This window comes from Streptomyces sp. NPDC087300 (assembly GCF_044744425.1).
In the GTDB taxonomy this organism is placed as follows: Bacteria; Actinomycetota; Actinomycetes; order Streptomycetales; family Streptomycetaceae; genus Streptomyces.
This window is the reverse complement of sequence record NZ_JBIUYI010000006.1, coordinates 208,413-227,870: the sequence shown is the minus strand read 5'-3', so window position 1 is coordinate 227,870 and position 19,458 is coordinate 208,413. Positions and strand designations below refer to the sequence as shown.

General features: G+C 71.7%; 20 protein-coding genes. 15 read left to right on the top strand and 5 right to left on the bottom strand.

The genetic code is table 11. The features are described from left to right. Positions 1–58 precede the first annotated feature (58 nt). The 3 genes from ACIO9J_RS25995 to ACIO9J_RS25985 all read left to right on the top strand — a co-directional run bounded on the left by ACIO9J_RS25995 (position 59) and on the right by ACIO9J_RS25985 (position 3,933). The gene (locus ACIO9J_RS25995; RefSeq protein WP_402004189.1) at positions 59–757 is read left to right on the top strand and encodes a GntR family transcriptional regulator; all 699 of its coding nucleotides are present in this window, start codon (positions 59–61) and stop codon (positions 755–757) included. After that, complete coding sequence (locus ACIO9J_RS25990; RefSeq protein ID WP_402004187.1) at positions 754–3,159, top strand: dolichyl-phosphate beta-glucosyltransferase; 2,406 nt, start codon at positions 754–756, stop codon at positions 3,157–3,159. The genes ACIO9J_RS25995 and ACIO9J_RS25990 overlap by 4 nt, the downstream gene beginning before the upstream one ends. A 123-nt stretch (positions 3,160–3,282) precedes the next feature. Beyond that, positions 3,283–3,933, top strand: a complete 651-nt coding sequence (locus ACIO9J_RS25985; protein WP_402004184.1) for a hypothetical protein — start codon at positions 3,283–3,285, stop codon at positions 3,931–3,933. A gap of 175 nt (positions 3,934–4,108) precedes the next feature. Here ACIO9J_RS25985 and ACIO9J_RS25980 read toward each other — a convergent pair whose 3' ends face one another. Next, positions 4,109–4,909: an SLATT domain-containing protein gene (locus ACIO9J_RS25980; protein WP_402004182.1), complete on the bottom strand. Its 801-nt coding sequence runs from the start codon at positions 4,907–4,909 to the stop codon at positions 4,109–4,111. 231 nt (positions 4,910–5,140) lie between these two features. Between ACIO9J_RS25980 and ACIO9J_RS25975 the strand changes: the two genes are divergently transcribed. The 8 genes from ACIO9J_RS25975 to ACIO9J_RS25940 all read left to right on the top strand — a co-directional run bounded on the left by ACIO9J_RS25975 (position 5,141) and on the right by ACIO9J_RS25940 (position 11,965). Further along, positions 5,141–5,482, top strand: coding sequence for a YbaB/EbfC family nucleoid-associated protein (locus tag ACIO9J_RS25975; RefSeq protein WP_402005401.1), 342 nt, complete (start codon positions 5,141–5,143; stop codon positions 5,480–5,482). 158 nt (positions 5,483–5,640) lie between these two features. After that, the gene (gene recR / locus ACIO9J_RS25970) at positions 5,641–6,240 is read left to right on the top strand and encodes a recombination mediator RecR (RefSeq protein WP_030781910.1); all 600 of its coding nucleotides are present in this window, start codon (positions 5,641–5,643) and stop codon (positions 6,238–6,240) included. Continuing rightward, positions 6,233–6,892 carry a DUF5063 domain-containing protein gene (locus ACIO9J_RS25965; RefSeq protein WP_402004179.1) on the top strand — a complete coding sequence of 220 codons (660 nt, stop codon included), beginning with the start codon at positions 6,233–6,235 and terminating at the stop codon, positions 6,890–6,892. Before recR ends, ACIO9J_RS25965 begins: the two co-directional genes overlap by 8 nt. Before the next feature lie 17 nt (positions 6,893–6,909). Then, a complete protein-coding gene (locus ACIO9J_RS25960) occupies positions 6,910–7,164 on the top strand; it encodes a hypothetical protein (protein WP_402004176.1) in 255 nt (84 codons plus the stop codon). 247 nt (positions 7,165–7,411) lie between these two features. After that, entirely contained in the window at positions 7,412–8,683 is a 1,272-nt protein-coding gene (locus ACIO9J_RS25955; RefSeq protein WP_402004173.1) for an aspartate kinase, read from the top strand. Next, positions 8,680–9,735, top strand: coding sequence for an aspartate-semialdehyde dehydrogenase (locus ACIO9J_RS25950; RefSeq protein ID WP_402004170.1), 1,056 nt, complete (start codon positions 8,680–8,682; stop codon positions 9,733–9,735). The genes ACIO9J_RS25955 and ACIO9J_RS25950 overlap by 4 nt, the downstream gene beginning before the upstream one ends. A 368-nt stretch (positions 9,736–10,103) precedes the next feature. Then, positions 10,104–10,766, top strand: coding sequence for a SigE family RNA polymerase sigma factor (locus ACIO9J_RS25945; protein ID WP_402004167.1), 663 nt, complete (start codon positions 10,104–10,106; stop codon positions 10,764–10,766). Next, entirely contained in the window at positions 10,763–11,965 is a 1,203-nt protein-coding gene (locus tag ACIO9J_RS25940; protein WP_402004164.1) for a hypothetical protein, read from the top strand. The genes ACIO9J_RS25945 and ACIO9J_RS25940 overlap by 4 nt, the downstream gene beginning before the upstream one ends. Here the strand turns inward: ACIO9J_RS25940 and ACIO9J_RS25935 are convergent. Then, positions 11,962–12,828 (bottom strand): SURF1 family protein, encoded by an 867-nt coding sequence (locus ACIO9J_RS25935; protein ID WP_402004161.1) that lies wholly within the window; start codon positions 12,826–12,828, stop codon positions 11,962–11,964. The genes ACIO9J_RS25940 and ACIO9J_RS25935 overlap by 4 nt on opposite strands. 222 nt (positions 12,829–13,050) lie before the next feature. Then, positions 13,051–14,850, bottom strand: coding sequence for a prolyl oligopeptidase family serine peptidase (locus ACIO9J_RS25930; protein ID WP_402005398.1), 1,800 nt, complete (start codon positions 14,848–14,850; stop codon positions 13,051–13,053). A gap of 153 nt (positions 14,851–15,003) precedes the next feature. Between ACIO9J_RS25930 and ACIO9J_RS25925 the strand changes: the two genes are divergently transcribed. Together ACIO9J_RS25925 and ACIO9J_RS25920 are read left to right on the top strand one after the other, a co-directional pair. Next, entirely contained in the window at positions 15,004–15,828 is an 825-nt protein-coding gene (locus ACIO9J_RS25925) for a class I SAM-dependent methyltransferase (protein WP_402004158.1), read from the top strand. 119 nt (positions 15,829–15,947) lie between these two features. Continuing rightward, entirely contained in the window at positions 15,948–16,109 is a 162-nt protein-coding gene (locus tag ACIO9J_RS25920) for a hypothetical protein (RefSeq protein ID WP_402004155.1), read from the top strand. A 93-nt stretch (positions 16,110–16,202) separates the two neighbouring features. On the opposite strand, the gene ACIO9J_RS25915 is transcribed toward ACIO9J_RS25920, so the two are convergent. Together ACIO9J_RS25915 and ACIO9J_RS25910 are read right to left on the bottom strand one after the other, a co-directional pair. After that, positions 16,203–16,754: a hypothetical protein gene (locus tag ACIO9J_RS25915; protein ID WP_402004153.1), complete on the bottom strand. Its 552-nt coding sequence runs from the start codon at positions 16,752–16,754 to the stop codon at positions 16,203–16,205. Positions 16,755–16,896: 142 nt separating this feature from the next. Then, positions 16,897–17,862 (bottom strand): alpha/beta hydrolase family protein, encoded by a 966-nt coding sequence (locus tag ACIO9J_RS25910; protein WP_402004150.1) that lies wholly within the window; start codon positions 17,860–17,862, stop codon positions 16,897–16,899. Positions 17,863–18,148: 286 nt separating this feature from the next. On the opposite strand from ACIO9J_RS25910, the gene ACIO9J_RS25905 reads away from it, so the two are divergent. Then, positions 18,149–18,757 (top strand): TetR/AcrR family transcriptional regulator, encoded by a 609-nt coding sequence (locus ACIO9J_RS25905; RefSeq protein ID WP_402005395.1) that lies wholly within the window; start codon positions 18,149–18,151, stop codon positions 18,755–18,757. Further along, positions 18,754–19,431, top strand: a complete 678-nt coding sequence (locus ACIO9J_RS25900) for a methyltransferase domain-containing protein (protein WP_402004148.1) — start codon at positions 18,754–18,756, stop codon at positions 19,429–19,431. Before ACIO9J_RS25905 ends, ACIO9J_RS25900 begins: the two co-directional genes overlap by 4 nt. Positions 19,432–19,458: the final 27 nt, after the last annotated feature.

Here is a 19,458-nt window from a genome sequence, read left to right as displayed (position 1 = left end):
CGTAGTCTGACGTGCTCATAAGCAACAGGACCACGTCAGACTCCGTGGGGGAACCCAGATGCCCGGCACCGACGGCACCGCCGTCATCCGCAGCACTCTGCGCCAGCAGATCGCCGACGCGCTACGCGACGAGATCCTCGCGGGCAGACTCGAGCCGGGCCAGGAGTTCACGGTCAAGGAGATCGCCGAGCAGTACGGCGTCTCCGCGACCCCGGTCCGCGAGGCCCTGGTCAACCTCACCGCGCAGGGCCTCCTCGACGCCGACCAGCACCGCGGATTCCGCGTCCACGAGCACACCCTGGACGACTACCGCGGCATGCTGGAGGCCCGCAGCCTCGTCGCGGACGGCATCTTCCGCGAGCTCGTGGCCAACGGCGAGGCACGCCCCGACGCGGGCGAGGCCCTCATCTCCGTACGCCGCAGGGGCGAGGAGGCCGCGCGCGCCGCCTGCGCGGGCGACCTCAACGTACTGATCGGCTACGACCTGCGGTTCTGGCGCGAGCTCAGCGCCCTCTTCGGCAACCCCTACCTCTCGGACTTCCTGCACGGGCTCCGCGTGAAGTCCTGGGTCTGCGCGGTCACCCACCTGCGCCGCGAGAGCGACCGCAGCGGCGGTGACCTGCGCGGCAGGCTCTGGTCCCGGCACACCGAGCTGGTCGACGCGCTGGTGCGCCGCGATCCGCGGACCGCCCACGAGATCGTCAGGGAGTACAACGCGCACTCCCTCGGACTCATCGAGCGGCTGGCCGCTGGATGAGCGTCGATCTGACGGTCGTCGTCCCCGCCTACAACGAGGAACGGCGCCTGGGCCCCACGCTGGCCGCGATAAGGGAGCACCTGGACTCCTCGGACCACGGCGAGTGGGAGCTGATCGTCGTCGACGACGGCTCCACCGACCGCACCGCGGAGATAGCCGCGGCCGCGGCGGCCGACGACCCCCGCATCCTGCTCGTCGACGGCGGCCCCAACCGCGGCAAGGGCCACGCCCTGCGCCTGGGCGTCCTCGCCTCCTACGGCCGCCGCGTCCTGATCACCGACGCCGACCTCGCCGCCCCCATCGGGGAGCTCGACGACCTCGGCAAGGCGCTCGGCGAAGGGCACGCCGCCGCGATCGGCTCCCGCGCACGGCCCGGCGCCACCATCGGCACCCACCAGCACCGGCTGCGCGAGCTCCTGGGCCGCACCGGCAACTTCCTCATACGCTCGGTCGCCGTCCCCGGAGTGCGCGACACCCAGTGCGGGTTCAAGCTCTTCGACGGCGACCTGGCCCGTGAGGCGTTCGCCGCGTCCCGGCTGCGGGGCTGGGGCATCGACGTCGAGATACTGCAGTACTTCCGGCGCGCGGGCTGGCCGGTCGCCGAGGTCCCGGTGCGCTGGTCCCACCAGGAGGGCTCGAAGGTCCGCCCCCTCGACTACGTCCGCGTCCTCGCCGAACTGACCCTCCTCAAGGCCCGCGCCGTACGCCGTGCGGACGTCCTCGTCGCCGCCCTCTTCCTGGCCCTGGCCCTCGTCCTCTACTCGGGCCGCTGGGTGGACCCCGGCGGGCGCTACATCCCCGACTCCATGCAGGACCAGAACCAGTGGGAGTGGTTCTTCGCGGTGACGGCCGACAACGTCCGCCACCTGAACGACCCGCTCTTCACCACCCTCCAGAACTTCCCCGACGGCGTGAACCTCATGGCCAACACGGTCATGCTCGGCCTCTCCGTCCCGCTCGCCCCCGTGACCTGGCTGTTCGGCCCCGCGGTCGCCCTGAACGTGGCGATGACCGGCGGGCTCGCGGCCACCGCCTTCGCCTGGTACCGGCTGATCCTGGCGTGGCTCGTGGGGCACCGGGGCGCGGCCGCCGTCGGCGCGGCCCTCGCCGCCTTCGCGCCCCCGATGGTCAGCCACGCGAACGCGCACCCCAACTTCATCGTCCTGTTCATGATCCCGCTGATCATCGACAGGGCCCTGCTGCTCTGCGGGGGCACCCGCGTCGTACGCGACGGCGTGCTCCTCGGCCTCTTCACGGCCTACCAGATCTTCCTCGGCGAGGAGCCGCTGCTGCTCGCCGCCCTCGGCATGCTGCTCTTCGCCGTCGGCTACGCGCTGGCCCGCCCCGACGTGGCGCGCGAGGCGTGGCGGCCGCTCGCCAAGGGCGTCGGGATCGCCCTCGCGGTGACCGTGCCGCTGGTCGCGTACCCGCTGTGGTGGCAGTTCTTCGGCGCGCAGAGCTACAAGAGCGTGCTGCACGGCGACAACGTGGGCAACAGCCCGCTCGCCCTGATCTCCTTCGCCGAGCGCTCCCTGGCGGGCAGCAAGGAGACCGTCGAGGGCCTCGCCATGAACCCCACCGAGGAGAACGCGTTCTTCGGCTGGCCCCTGGTGGCGCTCTGCTTCGCGATCGTCGTACGCCTCTGGGAGCACGCGGTCGTCAAGGCCCTCGCGTTCACGGCGTGCGCCGCCGCGCTGCTGTCCCTGGGCCCGAAGTTCCGCATTCCGCTGACGGACGTCGTGCTGCCGGGCCCCTGGAAGGCGCTCGCGGGACGGCCGCTCTTCGAGTCGGTCATCGAATCGCGGGTCGCCATGGTGTGTGCCCCGGCGCTCGGCATGCTCCTCGCGCTGGCGCTCGCGCGGCTGTGCGCGTCCCGGTGGCGGGGGCGCCGCCTGGGGATCGCGGCCGTCGCCCTCGCGCTCCTGCCGATCGTGCCCGCGCCGCTGAAGGCCGTGGACCGCATCGACGTGCCGCCGTTCATCGCCGACGGCACCTGGCGGCGGTACCTCGGCCCGGACGAGACGCTCGTCCCGGTGCCGGTGCCCGACCCCGTGAGCGCCGAGGCCCTGCACTGGCAGACCACCGCCGGCCTGGGCTTCCGCCTCCCCGGCGGCTACTTCAACGGCCCCTGGGGCCCGGACCGCGTCGGCATCTACGGGCCGGTGCCGCGCAACACCTCCAACCTGCTGCACGACGTCCGCACCAGCGGCCGCGTCCCGAAGGTCACGCCCGCCTGGCGGGCCGCGGCCCGCCAGGACCTGGCGTACTGGAAGGCCGGCGTCCTGGTCCTCGCGCCGCAGCAGCACGAGGACGAACTGCGCACGACCGTGGACGCGCTCCTTGGCCGCCCCGGAAAGTGGGTAGGCGGAGTATGGGTCTGGGATCTGCACGACGGTCCCTGACCGGCCCGCCGCCCGACTACGCTGCCTGCACGCGAGGCGACGCACGACGTCCGACGTCCTGACCCGACCGGCGGTCCCGGCCGCCGAACGGGTCCCGAACCGAGTCGACCCGAGGAGTCCTTCTTGGCCTGCGACCTGTGGCTGGTCCCGCTCGTCGATGTGTTGTGCCACAGTCCCGACAACCCCTTCGCGGAAGAGATCGCCGCCTACGACAAGGCGCTGCACGAGGCCGGACTCCCACCGGTCCCCGTCTTCTCCTACATGCCGGGCCTGTCCGGCGACGTCGCCCCGGTGGCGGGCTTCGACTACGACGCGCTGCACTTCCTGCGCCGCGCGTACCTGCTGCGGCTCTGCGGTCTGGAGGTCACACCGGTCGACGAACTGGGCGGCGACTACGAACAGCTCCTGGAGATGTTCGACGCCACGGCCCAGCAGTCGCACCTGGTCTGGCACTACGACCACGCGGGGGCGTACGTCCCCGTGGACTTCCCCGCGCCGCTGTCCAACGACGAGCTCCTCGCGGGCGGCGGCCCGCTGGGCTCCGCCCAGGCACTCCTGCGCGAGCTGGAGTTCGTGGCCCCTTCGATCGGCATAGACCCCGCCAACCCACCCCTGGCACCGACCCCGCCCGCGGGCCCCACGACCCTGGAGGAACCGGCGGCCCCGGCCCCGCCGGACGAGAGCCCCTTCGCCAGGGAACGCCACGTCTGGCTGGGCCTGCACGCGGCGACGACGAGGAGCCTGGCGCAGGGCTCGATGATCATCTACAGCTGAGCGGCGCAGTCAGGAGTTCCGCCCCGTCGCGCTCGGGGCGGAACCTCCGGCCGGCGGGGAAGGTATTCCAGCCCGTCCGGCGTTTGAGGACGAACTCGGCGAAGCCGGTGACGACACCCGCACCGGCGCCGACCGCACGGTCCCCGCCCCGGAGCCGACCGCACCGCACGGCCCCTCAGCGAGGCTCCGGCGGCCGCTGCCGGGGCATGTTGGGCCGGGCCCCCGGCGGCATGGCGAACCGCCCGGGAGAAGAGGGCGCCTCCCCCCGGGAGGCTCCAGGCACCACCGCCTGCATGACCAGCGGCACGGGCCCCGCCCGGAACTCCACCATCCAGTCCGTCGTCTCCGAGCGCACCAGCTCCGTCACGTCCTCGGAGAACTTCCGCAGCACCCCGAGGCACCGCTCGGCCGCCTCGCCCGCCGTGCCCTCCGTGGGACCGAGCACCTCTCGTACGCTCTCGGACGCCCAGTCGAACTGGAGCACCTGGAGCCGCCGCTGCACGGCCTGCGCGGTGGCCACGTCCCGCATCCAGCCCGACGTCAGGCCGAAGAACCGGTCGCAGCCCACGCACGCCGCCCCGGCGAGCAGCGAGACGAACCCCCAGGTCGCGACGGAGCCCATCGCCCCCGCGAGGTCGAGCAGCGGGAGCACGCCCGCCCCCACGGCGCCGAGCGCGGCCCCGGCCCGCAGCAGCCGGGCCCCGCGCCGCTTCCAGCCGCGGTCGGCGAGGTACCACTCGGCGGTGTTCAGGGCGCCGCGCTCCACCCAGCGGTAGAGCTCGTCGAGGCGCTCGGCGGGTTCGCCCCAGTCGCCGAGCGGGAAGGCCCGTCCCGTGAGGTCGCCGAGGCGCGCGTCCCCGGCGTCCCGCGCGTCCTTCGCGCCCCCGGCGCCCGCCGCGTCCCGGGCGCCCCGCTGCGCGCCCGCACCCTGCCCTTCGTGGGGCACCCCCTCGGGCTGCATATCCGGCTGGCTCACCCGGCACTCCCTCTTACGTCTTCGACTGGTGCGCAGCACACATTCCTACCGCCCAATGGGTGGCCATGAGCCCGCTTTCGCGGCTTTTCCGCCTGGAAGAGCTGCTTGATCAGGTATAGGAGAACGCTCGATCTCACTCGAAAGAGTGCTGGGGCGGCGAGACCCCCGACCACGTAGGCTCATTCCAGGCGGAAACCCCGCCCTGTGGACCCGTACGAAAGGGAGCTGATCGTGATCCCCGGTGGTGGCAAGGCCGACATGCAGCAGCTGCTCCAGCAGGCCCAGAAGATGCAGCAGGACCTCGCGACCGCGCAGGAGGAGCTGGCGCGCACCGAGGTCGAAGGACAGGCGGGCGGCGGGCTCGTCAAGGCGACGGTCACCGGCTCCGGCGAGCTGCGCGGCCTCGTGATCGACCCCAAGGCGGTCGACCCGGAGGACACCGAGACGCTGGCCGACCTGGTGGTGGCCGCGGTCCAGGCGGCGAACGAGAACGCGCAGACGCTCCAGCAGCAGAAGCTCGGCCCGCTCGCGCAGGGTCTGGGCGGCGGCGGCATCCCGGGTCTGCCGTTCTGACCTTCCCGGTCCGCCCGGTCCGCCCGGTCTTCTCGGTCATCCCGGCCGTGTCGGTCTGGCCTTCGAGGACTGACCTTCGCGGTCCGACCTTCTAAGAACCCACCGGGCCAACTACCGTACGTACCAAGCAAGAGCCCGTACCCCAGAGAGGCGTTCCGTTGTACGAAGGCGTGGTCCAGGACCTCATCGACGAGCTGGGCAGACTGCCCGGCGTCGGTCCCAAGAGCGCGCAGCGGATCGCCTTCCACATCCTCCAGGCGGAGCCCACGGACGTACGCCGTCTCGCGCACGCCCTGCTTGAGGTGAAGGACAAGGTCCGCTTCTGCGCGACCTGCGGGAACGTCGCGCAGGAGGAGCTCTGCAACATCTGCCGCGACCCGCGCCGCGACCTCTCGGTGATCTGCGTCGTCGAGGAGCCGAAGGACGTCGTGGCGATCGAGCGGACCCGTGAGTTCCGGGGCAAGTACCACGTCCTGGGCGGCGCGATCAGCCCCATCGAGGGGGTGGGCCCGGACGATCTGCGCATACGGGAACTCCTGGCGCGCCTCGCGGACGGCACGGTCACGGAGCTGATCCTGGCCACCGACCCGAACCTGGAGGGCGAGGCCACGGCGACGTACCTCGCCCGGATGATCAAGCCCATGGGCCTGAAGGTCACCCGCCTGGCCAGCGGGCTCCCTGTCGGGGGAGATCTGGAATACGCGGACGAGGTCACCCTGGGCCGCGCCTTCGAGGGGAGACGACTCCTAGATGTCTGACGCCACGCTGCACGCGACCGCCCAGAACCCGGACGACTTCGCGGTACAGATCTCCGACCAGATCGAGAGCTTCATCGTCTCGGTCAAGGAGGTGGCGAAGGGCGACGAGCCGGACTCGGCCGTCCCCTTCCTGCTCCTTGAGGTCTCCCAGCTCCTGCTCGCGGGCGGCCGCCTCGGCGCCCACGAGGACATCGTCCCCGAGGAGCGCTACGAGCCGGACCTCGGTCCGGAGCTGGACGTGGACGACCTCCGCGAGCGGCTCGCGCTGCTCCTGGACCCGGTGGACGTCTACTCCGAGGTCTTCGACCCGTACGAGCCCCGCAAGGCCCCCGTCGCCCACCGCATCTCGGACGACTTCGCCGACGTGGTCGCCGACCTCTCGCACGGCCTGGCCCACTACCGCGCGGGCCGCACGGTGGAGGCCCTGTGGTGGTGGCAGTTCTCGTACTTCTCCAACTGGGGCAGCACGGCGTCGGCCGCCCTGCGCGCCCTCCAGTCCCTGGTGGCGCACGTGCGCCTCAACCAGCCCCTGGAGGACCTCGACGGCCTGGACACGGACGAGGACCTCACGGAGGACGCGCTCGCCGAGGAGGCCGGCAAGGTGATGGCCCAGGAGATCGCGGGCCCGCTGGGGCTGCGGACGGTCAAGTAGCGCCCGCGCGGGGCCGGGTGGCGCCCGCGCGCGCCGTCTTCCCGCAGCGCAGGCCGCACCACGTCGACCACCTGACCTGGTTCACGGCGGAGTCCTTCGGCGGCCCCGACCGGTTCACCCGCGAGCTCGGCTTCCGGCACCTCGTCGACGTGCACCGGAACCTGCGGATCACCGACGAGCAGCGGGAGCGGTTCGCCGCGCTCTATCTGGAGTCGCTGCTGGCAGTGGCCCAAGAGCGGGGAGTAGCGCCCCCTGCGGCCCAGGGCTTGTGACCCAGGGCCTGTGATCCAGGGCCTGTGATCCAGGTCCTGTGACCCACCCCACTTTCCGGAGTGCCCCGCTCCGTAGCGGGCATGTGACCCGTCGGAGCGGCCGGAACGTACGTCCCGAGAAGCGTGGCGTATGCCCGTGGGTGATCAACTCGTGAGCGGGACATCTCACGATCTGATATTGGCGAGGCGAATTTCGGCCGCTCGTTAGACTGAGCCGACCGCACAACGGATTGAGCGAGGAGCGCACGTGAGCCTTGTCGTGCAGAAGTACGGAGGCTCCTCCGTAGCCGATGCCGAGGGCATCAAGCGGGTCGCCAAGAGGATTGTCGACGCCAAGAAGAACGGCCATCAGGTCGTTGTCGTGGTGTCCGCCATGGGTGACACGACGGATGAGTTGATCGATCTTGCCGGGCAGGTTTCACCGATTCCTGCCGGGCGTGAATTCGACATGCTGCTGACCGCTGGTGAGCGCATCTCCATGGCCCTGCTGGCCATGGCGATCAAAAACCTGGGCCACGAGGCCCAGTCGTTCACGGGCAGCCAGGCCGGCGTCATCACCGACTCCGTCCACAACAAAGCGCGGATCATCGATGTGACCCCCGGGCGCATCCGGACGTCGGTCGACGAGGGCAACATCGCCATCGTCGCCGGGTTCCAGGGCGTCAGCCAGGAGGGCAAGAACATCACCACGCTCGGGCGTGGTGGGTCCGACACGACCGCCGTCGCCCTCGCCGCCGCCCTCGACGCCGAGGTCTGCGAGATCTACACGGACGTGGACGGCGTCTTCACGGCCGACCCGCGGGTCGTCAAGAAGGCCCGGAAGATCGACTGGATCTCGTTCGAGGACATGCTGGAGCTCGCGAGCTCCGGCTCGAAGGTGCTGCTCCACCGCTGCGTGGAGTACGCCCGCCGCTACAACATCCCGATTCACGTACGGTCCTCCTTCTCGGGACTGCAGGGCACGTGGGTCAGCAACGAACCGCAAGGGGACCGCAAGGTGGAGCAGGCCATCATCTCCGGTGTCGCGCACGACACCTCGGAGGCCAAGATCACGGTCGTCGGCGTGCCGGACAAGCCGGGCGAGGCCGCCTCGATCTTCCGCGCCATCGCGGACGCCGAGGTCAACATCGACATGGTCGTGCAGAACGTGTCGGCCGCGTCCACCGGGCTCACCGACATCTCGTTCACGCTGCCCAAGGCCGAGGGCCGCAAGGCCATCGACGCCCTGGAGAAGACCCGGGCCTCCGTCGGCTTCGACTCCCTGCGCTACGACGACCAGATCGCCAAGATCTCCCTCGTCGGCGCGGGCATGAAGACCAACCCGGGCGTCACCGCGACCTTCTTCGAGGCGCTCAGCGACGCAGGCGTGAACATCGAGCTCATCTCGACCTCCGAGATCCGCATCTCGGTCGTCACGCGCGCCGATGACGTCACCGAGGCCGTGCGCGCCGTGCACACCGCCTTCGGGCTCGACTCCGACACGGACGAGGCCGTGGTCTATGGAGGCACCGGGCGATGAGCCGCAAGCCGACGCTCGCGGTCGTCGGAGCGACCGGGGCCGTCGGCGCGGTCATGCTCCAGATCCTGTCGCAGCACGCCGACATCTGGGGCGAGATCCGTCTCGTCGCCTCACCGCGCTCGGCCGGCCGCAAGCTGGCCGTGCGCGGTGAGGAGGTCGAGGTCCTCGCACTGAGCGAGGAGGCCTTCGACGGGGTCGACATCGCGATGTTCGACGTACCCGACGAGGTCTCCGCGCAGTGGGCGCCCGTCGCCGCCGCCAAGGGCGTCGTCGTGGTCGACAACTCCGCCGCCTTCCGGATGGACCCGGACGTGCCGCTCGTGGTGCCCGAGGTCAATCCGCACGCCGCGCGCGTGCGGCCGCGCGGCATCGTCGCGAACCCCAACTGCACGACCCTCTCGATGATCGTCGCCGTCGGCGCGCTGCACGCCGAGTTCGGCCTGCGCGAGCTGATCGTCTCCTCGTACCAAGCGGTGAGCGGTGCGGGACGCGACGGCGTCGATACGTTGCGTCGGCAGATGAAGCTCGTCGCGGGCAGCGAACTGGGCACGAGCCCCGGTGACGTACGCCGAGCCGTGGGGGACGACACCGGGCCCTTCCCCGAGCCCGTGGCGCTCAACGTCGTGCCCTGGGCCGGGTCCCTGAAGGACGACGGGTGGTCCTCCGAGGAGATGAAGGTGCGCGACGAGTCGCGCAAGATCCTCGGCCTGCCCGCCCTGCGGGTCGCCGCGACCTGTGTCCGCGTGCCCGTCATCACCACGCACTCCCTCACCGTGCACGCGCGGTTCGAGGACGAGGTCACCGTCGACCGCGCGCGCGAGATCCTCGCGACCGCGCCCGGCGTCGTGCTCTTCGACAACCCGGCCGCGGGGGAGTTCCCCACGCCCGCCGACGTGGTGGGCACCGACCCCACCTGGGTCGGGCGGGTGCGGCGGTCCCTCGACGATCCGACCGCCCTGGAGCTCTTCGTGTGCGGGGACAACCTGCGCAAGGGCGCCGCGCTGAACACCGCGCAGATCGCCGAGCTGGTGGCCGGGGAGTTCACGGCCTGAGCCGGGTGGTGCCGCGTCACTTCCGGACCGGCCCGGCCGGGTCCGGGAGTTGAGGGCCCCGGGCGCGGAGGCACATGGGGGATCTGTGTAAGTTCTGTGTCCAACTTGATGGTCTGGACCGCTTGAACTGGATCATCTCCGCGTCCGAAGATTTCGTGTCCGATCACTGCAACCGGCACCGGGGCGGGGGACGTCTTTAGCGGTCGCCTTCAGGGGTGGCTCAAGCGCCACAACTAACGGGGCATAGGGGAAGAGCTGGTACGCATGGGGGCATTTGATGCATCGTCGGGAACGGTGCCCACGCACCCTGCCGCAAACGCGATGCCGGACGCGTACAACCCTGACGGGGGGAAGCGTGTCCAACAGGCGTGGCAGAGGTACTCGACTTCACAGCGGTACAGGCGAGAGGCGCAGCGGCGCTGCGTCCGCCTCGTCGTCCCCGCGCGCCCGGTGGCATGCCGGTGATCGCGCCCATGCCCGCAGCGCGGCCCGCCCGCATCCCGACGCAGCGCGAGGGCGCTGACGAGACGATGACAGCGGGCACCACAGTCGACCATCTCACCGAGACCTATCGCGCCCATTACAGGTCGCTGCTCGGCCTCGCCGCGCTGCTCCTGGACGACACGGCGTCCTGCGAGGACGTCGTGCAGGAGGCGTTCATCCGGGTCCACTCGGCGCGCAAGCGCGTGCGGGACCCCGAGAAGACGCTGGCCTATCTGCGCCAGACGGTCGTGAACCTCTCGCGGTCCGCGCTGCGCCGGCGCATCCTCGGCCTCAAGCTGCTCTCCAAGCCGATGCCCGACATGGCGAGCGCGGAGGAGGGGGCGTACGACCTGCTGGAGCGCGACGAGCTGATCAAGGCGATGCGCGGCCTCCAGCGGCGCCAGCGCGAGGTCCTCGTGCTGCGCTACTTCGCCGACATGACCGAGGCGCAGGTCGCCGAGACCCTGGGCATATCGCTGGGCTCGGTCAAGGCCTACGGCTCGCGGGGCATCGCCGCCCTCAGGGTCGCCATGGAGGCGCCGGCATGAGCGAGCGCGAGCGTGATGAGCAGAGCGGGCACGAACAGCACGGCAGGAACGGGAACGTGAATCACGGCGCCGAAGGCGGGCCCGAGCGGCCCAGCTCCGAGACGGACGGGTCCGGTCCCGACGCGGCCTCGGGGGCGGGCGGTTCCGGTCCCGGCGAGGGCCTCGGCGAGCGCCCCGGTGAGGCCGGCTCCGACACCGGCTCCGACATCGGCTCCGACATCGGCTCCGACGAGCTCGCGCTGCGGCGGATGATGCGGCGGGCCGTCGAGGACATCGAGCCGACCGACCGCGCCCTCGAACACCTGCGGCAGGCGGTACCGGCCCGCAGGGCCCGCAAGCGCCAGGCCGTCGTCGGTCTCGCCGCCGCGGCGCTCTTCATCGGCACCGCCGTCCCCGCCTTGGTGCACGTCACGAACTCGAGCGGCGACTCCGACGACCGCCCCTCGATCGCGGGCAACAGCCAGGAGTCCCAGGGCGGTTCGGGCCAGGGCAAGGACCCCGGCGGCACCGAGAAGGGTTCCGGCAAGGAGCGCGACCCGTCGAAGTCCAAGGACAAGAAGGACAAGAAAGACAAGAAGGAAGGCAAGGAGAAGGGCGGCACGGGCGGCGGCGGCAGCGGCGCGCCCGACCCGAGCAGCTCCGAGGCCGTCAGCTCGCCGGTCTGCGCCGCCACCCAGCTCGGCGCCGTCGGCTCCACGGGCGCCGCCGAGGCCAACGGCTCGGTGTACGGCAGCTTCCGGGTCTCCAACACCTCAGAGACCAGCTGCACGATCGACGCCGCGGGCGCCGTCGCGGTGACGGCGCAGGGTGCGGCCGACGCCACGAAGGTCGGCGTGCTCGACCACACGGCGGGTGACGCGGCGGCCGGTCTGCCCGATCCCACGCAGGAGACGGCCCAACTGGTCCTCCAGCCCGGTGCTGCGTACGAGGTGCGCTTCGCCTGGGTGCCGTCCGACAGCTGCCCCGCGGAGGGCGGCGACCCCTCGCCGAACCCGACGCCCACGGAGGGCAGCGGCGGCGCGGACGGAGGCTCGCCCACCGGCGCGGAGCCGCAGCTGGTCCGCGAGGACGGCGGCGTACAGGACGGCAGCGTGGTGGTGACCCTCACGGCGGCCGCGGGATCCCCCTCGGCGGGCACGACGGTCCCGAACGCGTGCGCGGGGACGGTGTACAGGACCGGGGTGCTGCCCGCTTCCTAGTGGGGTGCGGGGCCCGTCTCCTGGGCGGGTTCCCGGGTGGGCTCCTGGGTGGCCTCCTCGGCGGGCTCCTGCTCGGGAATCAGCCCGAGCCGCGCGTCGCGCGCGAACTCCGCCTCGCGGCGGAACAGGCGGAACCACATGAAGAGCACGAAGCCCGCGAAGACGAACCACTCGCCGGTGTAGCCGAGGTTCTGGAAGGCCTTGAGGTCCAGGCCCGTGTCGTTCGGCGCGGCCGCGGGCACGGCCTTCATGCCGGAGTCGCCCTTGTCGAGGGTGACCCACGCGTCGTACACGTCGTCCGGCACCAGGTTCACCAGGGACGCGGAGCTGATCGCGCCCAGCTGCCCCTTGGGCAGACCGCCCGCGGCGCTCACACCGCTCGATCCCGGACTCTCGGAGGCCTGAAGCGCGCCCGTCACGGTGACCTCGCCCTTCGGGGCGGCCGGGGCGTCGGCGGTGTTCGCGTCACCCGGCAGCCAGCCGCGCACCACGGGCAGCGACTTCCCGCTGTCCGTACGCAGCAGGGTCAGTACGTAGAAGCCGCTCTTGTCGTCCAACTTCCGGTCGGGCACGAGCAGTTGCTCGCCGTAGCGACCGGTGGCCCGGGTCAGCTCGCCCGAGGTCTTCTTGTCGACGGGAAGGAGTGAGTCCAGCGGCCTGGCCTTGGCGGCCGAGCCGTCCTTCGCCGCGGCCGACCGCTCCTTGCTCTGCTGGTCGGCCTGCTCCTTCGCGGACTCATGGGCCTGTACGCGGTCCTCGAAGCGGCTGAGCTGCCAGGACCCCATGAAGATGCAGACGGGGATGGCCAGCACGACGAAGACGTTGATCCCCCACCATCGGGGCGTCAGCAGAAACCGGTACACGCCCTCCACGGTACGGGGCTGCCACCGGAACGCGTCCCTCGGGGTGGCTCCCGCAAGGGGGCCCTTCAAGGGGCGCGGGGAACTGCGCGCCCAGCCACGACGAGCCCGCAGCCGCACGCGACCCGGCCCCCACGGCGAGTGGGCGACACGGCCCCGTGGGGGGTGGGGGGCGGCCCCGTGGTGGGGTGCGGGCCGGACCGTCCCGGCCCGCACCCCCTCCGCTCAGCCCACCGCAGGCAAGTGCCGAGCCGCGAAGTCCAGCTCAAGAGCGACCTGCTTGATCCGCTCGTCCACGACCAGTGACCCGTGCCCGGCGTCGTACCGGTACACCTCGTGCGGCGCGCCGCGGGCCGTCAGACGGTCCACGTAGTTCTCGACCTGGCGGATCGGGCAGCGCGGGTCGTTCACGCCCGCCGAGATGTATACCGGGGCCTTCACGTCGTCCACGTACGTCAGCGGGGACGAGGCCGCGAAGCGCTCGGGGACCTCCTCCGGGGTGCCGCCGAGGAGCGTGCGGTCCATGGCCTTCAGGGCCTCCATCTCGTCGTGGTACGCCGTCACGTAGTCCGCGACGGGCACCGCGGCCAGACCGACCGCCCAGGCGCCGGGCTGGGTGCCGAGGCCGAGCAGGGTGAGATAGCCGCCCCAGGAGCCGCCGGCCAGGACGAGGCGGTCCGGGTCGGCGAGGCCCGAGGTGACCGCCCACTCGCGCACCGCCGCGATGTCCTCCAGCTCGATGAGGCCGACGCGGTGCTTGAGGGCGTCCGTCCACTCACGTCCGTACCCCGTGGAGCCGCGGTAGTTGACCCGCACCACCGCATACCCGTGGTCGACCCAGGCCGCCGGGCCCGCCGCGAAGGAGTCGCTGTCGTGCCAGGTCGGGCCGCCGTGCACCTCAAAGACGGTGGGCAGGGGGCCCGAGGAGCCCGCGGGGCGCTGCACCAGGGCGTGGATGCGGCCGCCGGGCCCTTCCACCCACACGTCCTCCACGGGGACGGAGCGCGGGGCCTTCATGCCGGGCGGGTCGAGGACCACGCCGCCCGCCGTCGAGCGGACCACCGGCGGCTCGGCGGCCGACGACCACATGTACTCCACGGTGCCGTCCGGGCGGGCCGTCGCGCCCGACACCGAACCGGTGGGCGTCTCGATGCGGATCAGCTCGCCCGCCGCCAGGTCGTAGCGGAACACCTCGCCGCGCGCCTCGAATTCGTGCGCGATCAGCAGCGCGGAGCCGTCCGGATACCACTCGGCGCTCACGTCGCCCGGCAGCCCGAGCACGAGCTCGCTCTCCTCGCCGGACGCGACGTCCCAGACCATCGGCTCCCAGCGGCCGCGCCGCTGGTGCCCGACCAGGAGCCGGGTGTCGCCCTCCACCGGGGCGAAGCCGAGCACCTCAAGACCCAGCTCGACCGTGCCGCCCTTGGTGTCGTCGAGCTCGGCGACCGTCGAGCCGTCCGGCCGGATCACGCGGAGCGCGGAGTGCATCGCGTCGCCGTGCTCCGTGTGCTCGACGGCGATCAGCGTGCTGTCGTGCGACAGGTCGCCGACGCCCGCCGACTCGCGGTGCCGGTACACCTCGACGGGGGCCGCGCCGTCCGGGCCGCCCGCGCCGTCATGACGTACGACATGGATCGTGGAACCCTCGTCGTCCGTGGAGCGCCCCACGACGACCGTCCTGCCGTCCCTGCCGAGCGCGAGGCCCGCGGGGTACGAGGCGTCCAGGCCCGGCACCGCGGGCTCGTCGGGGCCGCCGCCGAAGGGCTGGCGCAGCCAGACGCCGAACTCGTCGCCGTCCTTGTCGCTGAACCACCAGATCCACTCGCCGTCCGGCGACAGGACGCCGTCCGTCGTGCCGTTCGGCCGGTCGGTCGCCTGGCGCTGGGCTCCGGTCGTCCGGTCCCAGGCGTACAGCTCGTACGTCCCCGTCGCGTTCGACACGAACAAGGAACGCTGCGGGGCGTCCTCCGCCCAGTCCGGCAGGGACACCCGCGGCGCCCTGAACCGCTTCTCCCAGTCCGGCATGTCCGGCACAGCCGGCGCCGGCACGTCCGGCGCGTCCGGCACGGACTTCGACCCTGTCGCCTTCTCGGCACCCGTCTCGCTCATGACCCCATAGTGCCCGGCCCCGCCGACAATCCGCTGGCGAGGGCTCCAGCCTGTGGATAACTTTCGACCATGTACTCCCCGACGCCCGCGGACTGGCGCGAGACCAACCGGAAACGCTGGGACGAGCGCGTCCCGCTCCACCTCGTCAGCGACTACTACGACCTCGACGCGTTCCGCGCGGGCAAGGACCCCCTGCGCGACTTCGAACTCGCGGAGGTCGGCGACGTGCGCGGCAAGTCCCTGCTGCACCTCCAGTGCCACATCGGCGCCGACACCCTGTCCTGGGCCCGGCACGGCGCCGCCCGCGTCGTCGGCCTCGACTTCTCCGAGCCGGCCGTCGAGGCGGCCCGCGAACTCGCCGCTGACCTCGGCCTCGGCGCCGACCGGGCCGCGTTCGTCGCCGCCGACGTGTACGACGCGGCCGAGGCCGCGCCCGACTCGTCGTACGACATCGTCTACACCGGCGTGGGCGCGCTCTGCTGGCTCCCCGACATCCGGCGCTGGGCCGAGACCGTCGCCGCGCTCGTGGCACCCGGCGGCTTCCTCTACCTCGCCGAGTTCCATCCGCTCGCCGACATCCTGGACGACGCCACGGGCGCCCGGATCGAGCACGACTACTTCGCGCGCGACGCCTGGGTCGAGGAGACGCCGGGCGGCTACGCGGACAACACCAGCCCCACCGTCCACAACCGCACCGTCGAGTGGCAGCACCCCGTCGGCGAGGTCGTCTCGGCGCTCGCCGCGGCGGGCCTTCGCATCGACTTCCTGCGCGAGCACGACATGACCCTCTTCGAACGCTTCGGCGCGCTCGAACTCCGCGACGGCGCCTACCGGTTCCCCGCGGACCGGCCGCGCATCCCGCTCATGTACTCCTTGAAGGCGAGCAAGGCCTGAGGGCCCTCCGGATGCCGGTCGGGCGCCCGCGGGGGAGAGTGGTGAGGGCATGCCGCCCCCTGCGGGCGGTGTCCCGCTCCCACGCGAGCGCCACTCCCACGCGAGGAGGAGAGCCGATCATGGCCAAGCAGTCCCACGACCCGCGCGAGCAGTCCCAGCAGGCCAGGAACGCCGCGGCGGAGACCCGCGCCAAGCAGGCCAAGCGGCCGGTGGACTCGATCTCCGCGAAGACCAGAGGGATGCAGCAGAAGGCGCAGGCCCGCCGCCAGGGAAACCGCTGACGGCTCTCCCGGAGGGCCCTGGTTCCGGAGGGCCCTCTCGGGCAGTGGCTCCTAGTACGGCGTGAAGGCGGTCCCCCCCTCTAGGCAATGGCTCTAGGGCAACGGTGAAGGCGGCCGTAACCACCCCTCCCTGGAGGGGTCGAACTCGCCGAGCTTCGTCCAGTCCCACGCCTGGAGCACTTCCCGCCCCTGTGTGTCCCCCTGCTTGATGACGGCGACGACCACGTCGGCGGTGTGCCGGGTGAGCAGCAGGGTCCGCAGCCGCGTGGCGATGCCCGCGCCGCGCTGGGCGGGCGCCACCATGAGTTCGCCGAGCAGGAACACCTGCCCGGACGCGGTCCGTTCCCCGATCCCGGCGGGCAGGATGCCGCGGAACCCCTCCCACCAGTCGCCGGTGCGCGCGGCACGGTACCCGTAGAGGCAGCCGACGAGGTCGGCCCGGTGTCCCTGCCGTGCGTCGTCGGCGACGACCATGTCGAAGTCGGGCTGCTGCACGTCGTGTTCGAAGCGCCGCAGGAACCCCTGCCGGTCGCCGTACTCGGCTTCCGTCCTGCCCTGGTAGGCCTCTACGTAGAGGCTGGCCACGGACTCCCGCTGCTGTTCCGCCTGCCACCGGCTAAGCCGCCGCAAGAACACCTCTGCCATGTGCGCCTCCCGCCCGGCCCCCCTGGGGACCCCCCGTACACCCTGGACTCCGCATGGTGACAGCACGGAAGTCGGAGCGGAACGGTGCGTCGCCGCCCAGTGGGAGAACCGGTGGGAGGAGGCGACGGGACGCGACACCGCCCTACTTGGACTCGACCCGGCCCAGCGGATCCGGCGCCGTGGCCAGTGCGTCGCGTGCGCTCTGCCAGGAGGGGTCTCCGGAGTAGAGCGCACCGCGCAGATAGGCCGAGGTGAGGCGCCCGACCGCGGCGACCCGCCCGGGGTTCTCGTCCGTGGTCTCGGCGACGTCGTAACCGGAGATCCCGCCGAGCCCGTGCCCGGCGCCGAAGAGCGTGAGCAGGGTCTTCGGACCGGGCGCGAGGACGTACGGATCGGTGTGCCAGTCGGGCCCGTTGACCGTCAGGTGGGCGGAGTCGTCCTGGTCGCCCGCGACCACGAGTGCGGGCGTCGTCATCTTGGAGAAGTCCGTGGTCAGGAAGAACGAGTAGTTCTCGACGGTGAACTCGGTGAGCGCGTCACCGCCCCGCCCCGGCGCCGCGAGCAGCACGCCCGCCTTGATCCGGGGCTCGGAGAGGTCGACCTCCGTGCCGTCGCGCGGATCGGTGAGCCGGGCCCCGAGCAGCAGGCTCGCGGTGTGCCCGCCCATCGAGTGCCCGGCGACGGCGACGCGGGCCCGGTCGATGCGTCCGGCGAGCTGCGGTACGGCCTCCTCCAGCGCGTCGAGCCCGTCGAGCACGCGCGTCATGTCCTCGGCCCGGGTACGCCAGTGCGGCGCGGCCCCCGGGTCGTCCGGGTCGAACTCCAGGCCCAGCGACCTGGAGTCCAGGTGGGTGGGCTGGATCACGACGAAGCCGTGTGCGGCCCAGTAGCCGGCGAGCGGGGCGTAGCCGTTCAGCGAGGAGAGGTTGTTCGAGGGGCCGAGACCGTGGGAGAGCAGGATGACCGGCAGATCGCCCCCGGTCACCGGGGCGGAGACGCGCACCTCCAGGCCTACGGCGCGGCCGGGCGAGGGCAGCGTCACGGGGCTGACGGAGAGGACGGGGGCGGGGGCGGGGGTGCTTGTGGCTTCGCTCGTGGCTTCGCTCATGGGTGCACGCATGGTGGGAACGCCCTTCGATGGATGCGGTCGATGGGAAGCTGCGACTATCCTGAAAGCGGATCGCCGTTCCATTTACGATACGGATCGCCGATCCGTTTAGTCAACGGCTAACGGTCGACGGTCATCGGTCATCGGTCATCGGCCAACGGCCAAGGAGGAGAAGCGCGTCGTGCCCACGCCAGACGGCCAGTCCAGCCAGCCCGGTCAGCCCGGTCAGCCCGGTCAGTCCCATCAGCCCAAGGGGCCGCCCACCCGCGGCAAGCGCGCGGACGCGGTGCGCAACCAGCAGGTCCTGCTCGACGCCGCGGCAGAGGTGTTCGTGACCTCGGGGATCGACGCCCCGATCCGGGAGATCGCCGCCAAGGCGGGCGTCGGCCTCGGGACCCTCTACCGCCACTTCCCGACCCGCGCGGACCTGGTCACCGCCGTCTACCGCCACCAGATCGAGGCGTGCGCGCAGGCGGGCCCGGAGCTGCTGGCCGAGTCCGACCGGCCGTTCGACGCGCTACGCCGATGGATCGACCTCTTCGTCGACTTCCTGGTCACCAAGCACGGCCTGGCCGACGCCCTGCAATCCGAGAGCGACCGCTTCGCCGCGCTGCACACCCACTTCCTGGAGCGCCTGTTGCCCGTCTGCGCCCAGCTGCTCGACGCGGCGGTCGAGGCGGGCGAGATCCAATCCGGCGTACGCCCCTATGAGTTGATGCGCGGCATCGGCAACCTCTGCATCGGACGGGACAGTGACCCGCGCTACGACCCGCGCAGACTGATCACGCCACTGCTACAAGGCTTGCGGCAGCCGCAGCCGCCCGCCCCCAAGGCCTCGCGCCAGCCCGAACTCAGACCCCAACTACCCCCGCCTAGCCCTACCGTTGAGGGATGACCACACACCACATCGACCGCCCGGCGGACCTCGACACGGTCCGTGATTCCTACGACAGGGTGGCCGACAACTACGCCCACATGGTGGTGACGACGGGGGTCGGCGACATCCGCTGCCACCCGTGGCTCAAGGCGTCCGTCGACGCGTTCGCGGACACGGTGTGCGGGGTGGGGCCCGTACTCGACGTCGGCTGCGGCCCCGGCACGGTGACGGCCTACCTCGCCGAACGCGGACTGGACGTATCAGGGGTGGATCTCTCGCCGGGAATGATCGAGAACGCGCGCAGGCTCCACCCGCAGTGCCGCTTCGACGTGGCCTCCGCCACGGAACTCGACCTGGCGGAAGGGTCCTTGGGCGGCATCCTCGGCTGGTGGTCCCTCTTCAACCTCCCCCGAGAAGTCCTCCCGCAGGTCCTCACCCATTTCGCCCGAGCGCTGAAGCCGGGCGGGCACTTCATCACCGCGACCCACATGGGCGACGAGGACGCCGTCCGCACCGAGGCGTACGGAGGCGTGCCCGTCCACTGGACGACCCACAAATGGCAGCCGGCCCAACTCGTACCGCTGATCGAGCGGGCGGGCCTGCGCCCGGTCGCGGAACTCCGCATTCCGGCGGACGGGCAGAGCGGGCCAGGACTGGTGGTCATGGCGGAGAAAAAGGAATCCCCCTCCTGACCGACCGGCGGCATACTCTGAGCCCCC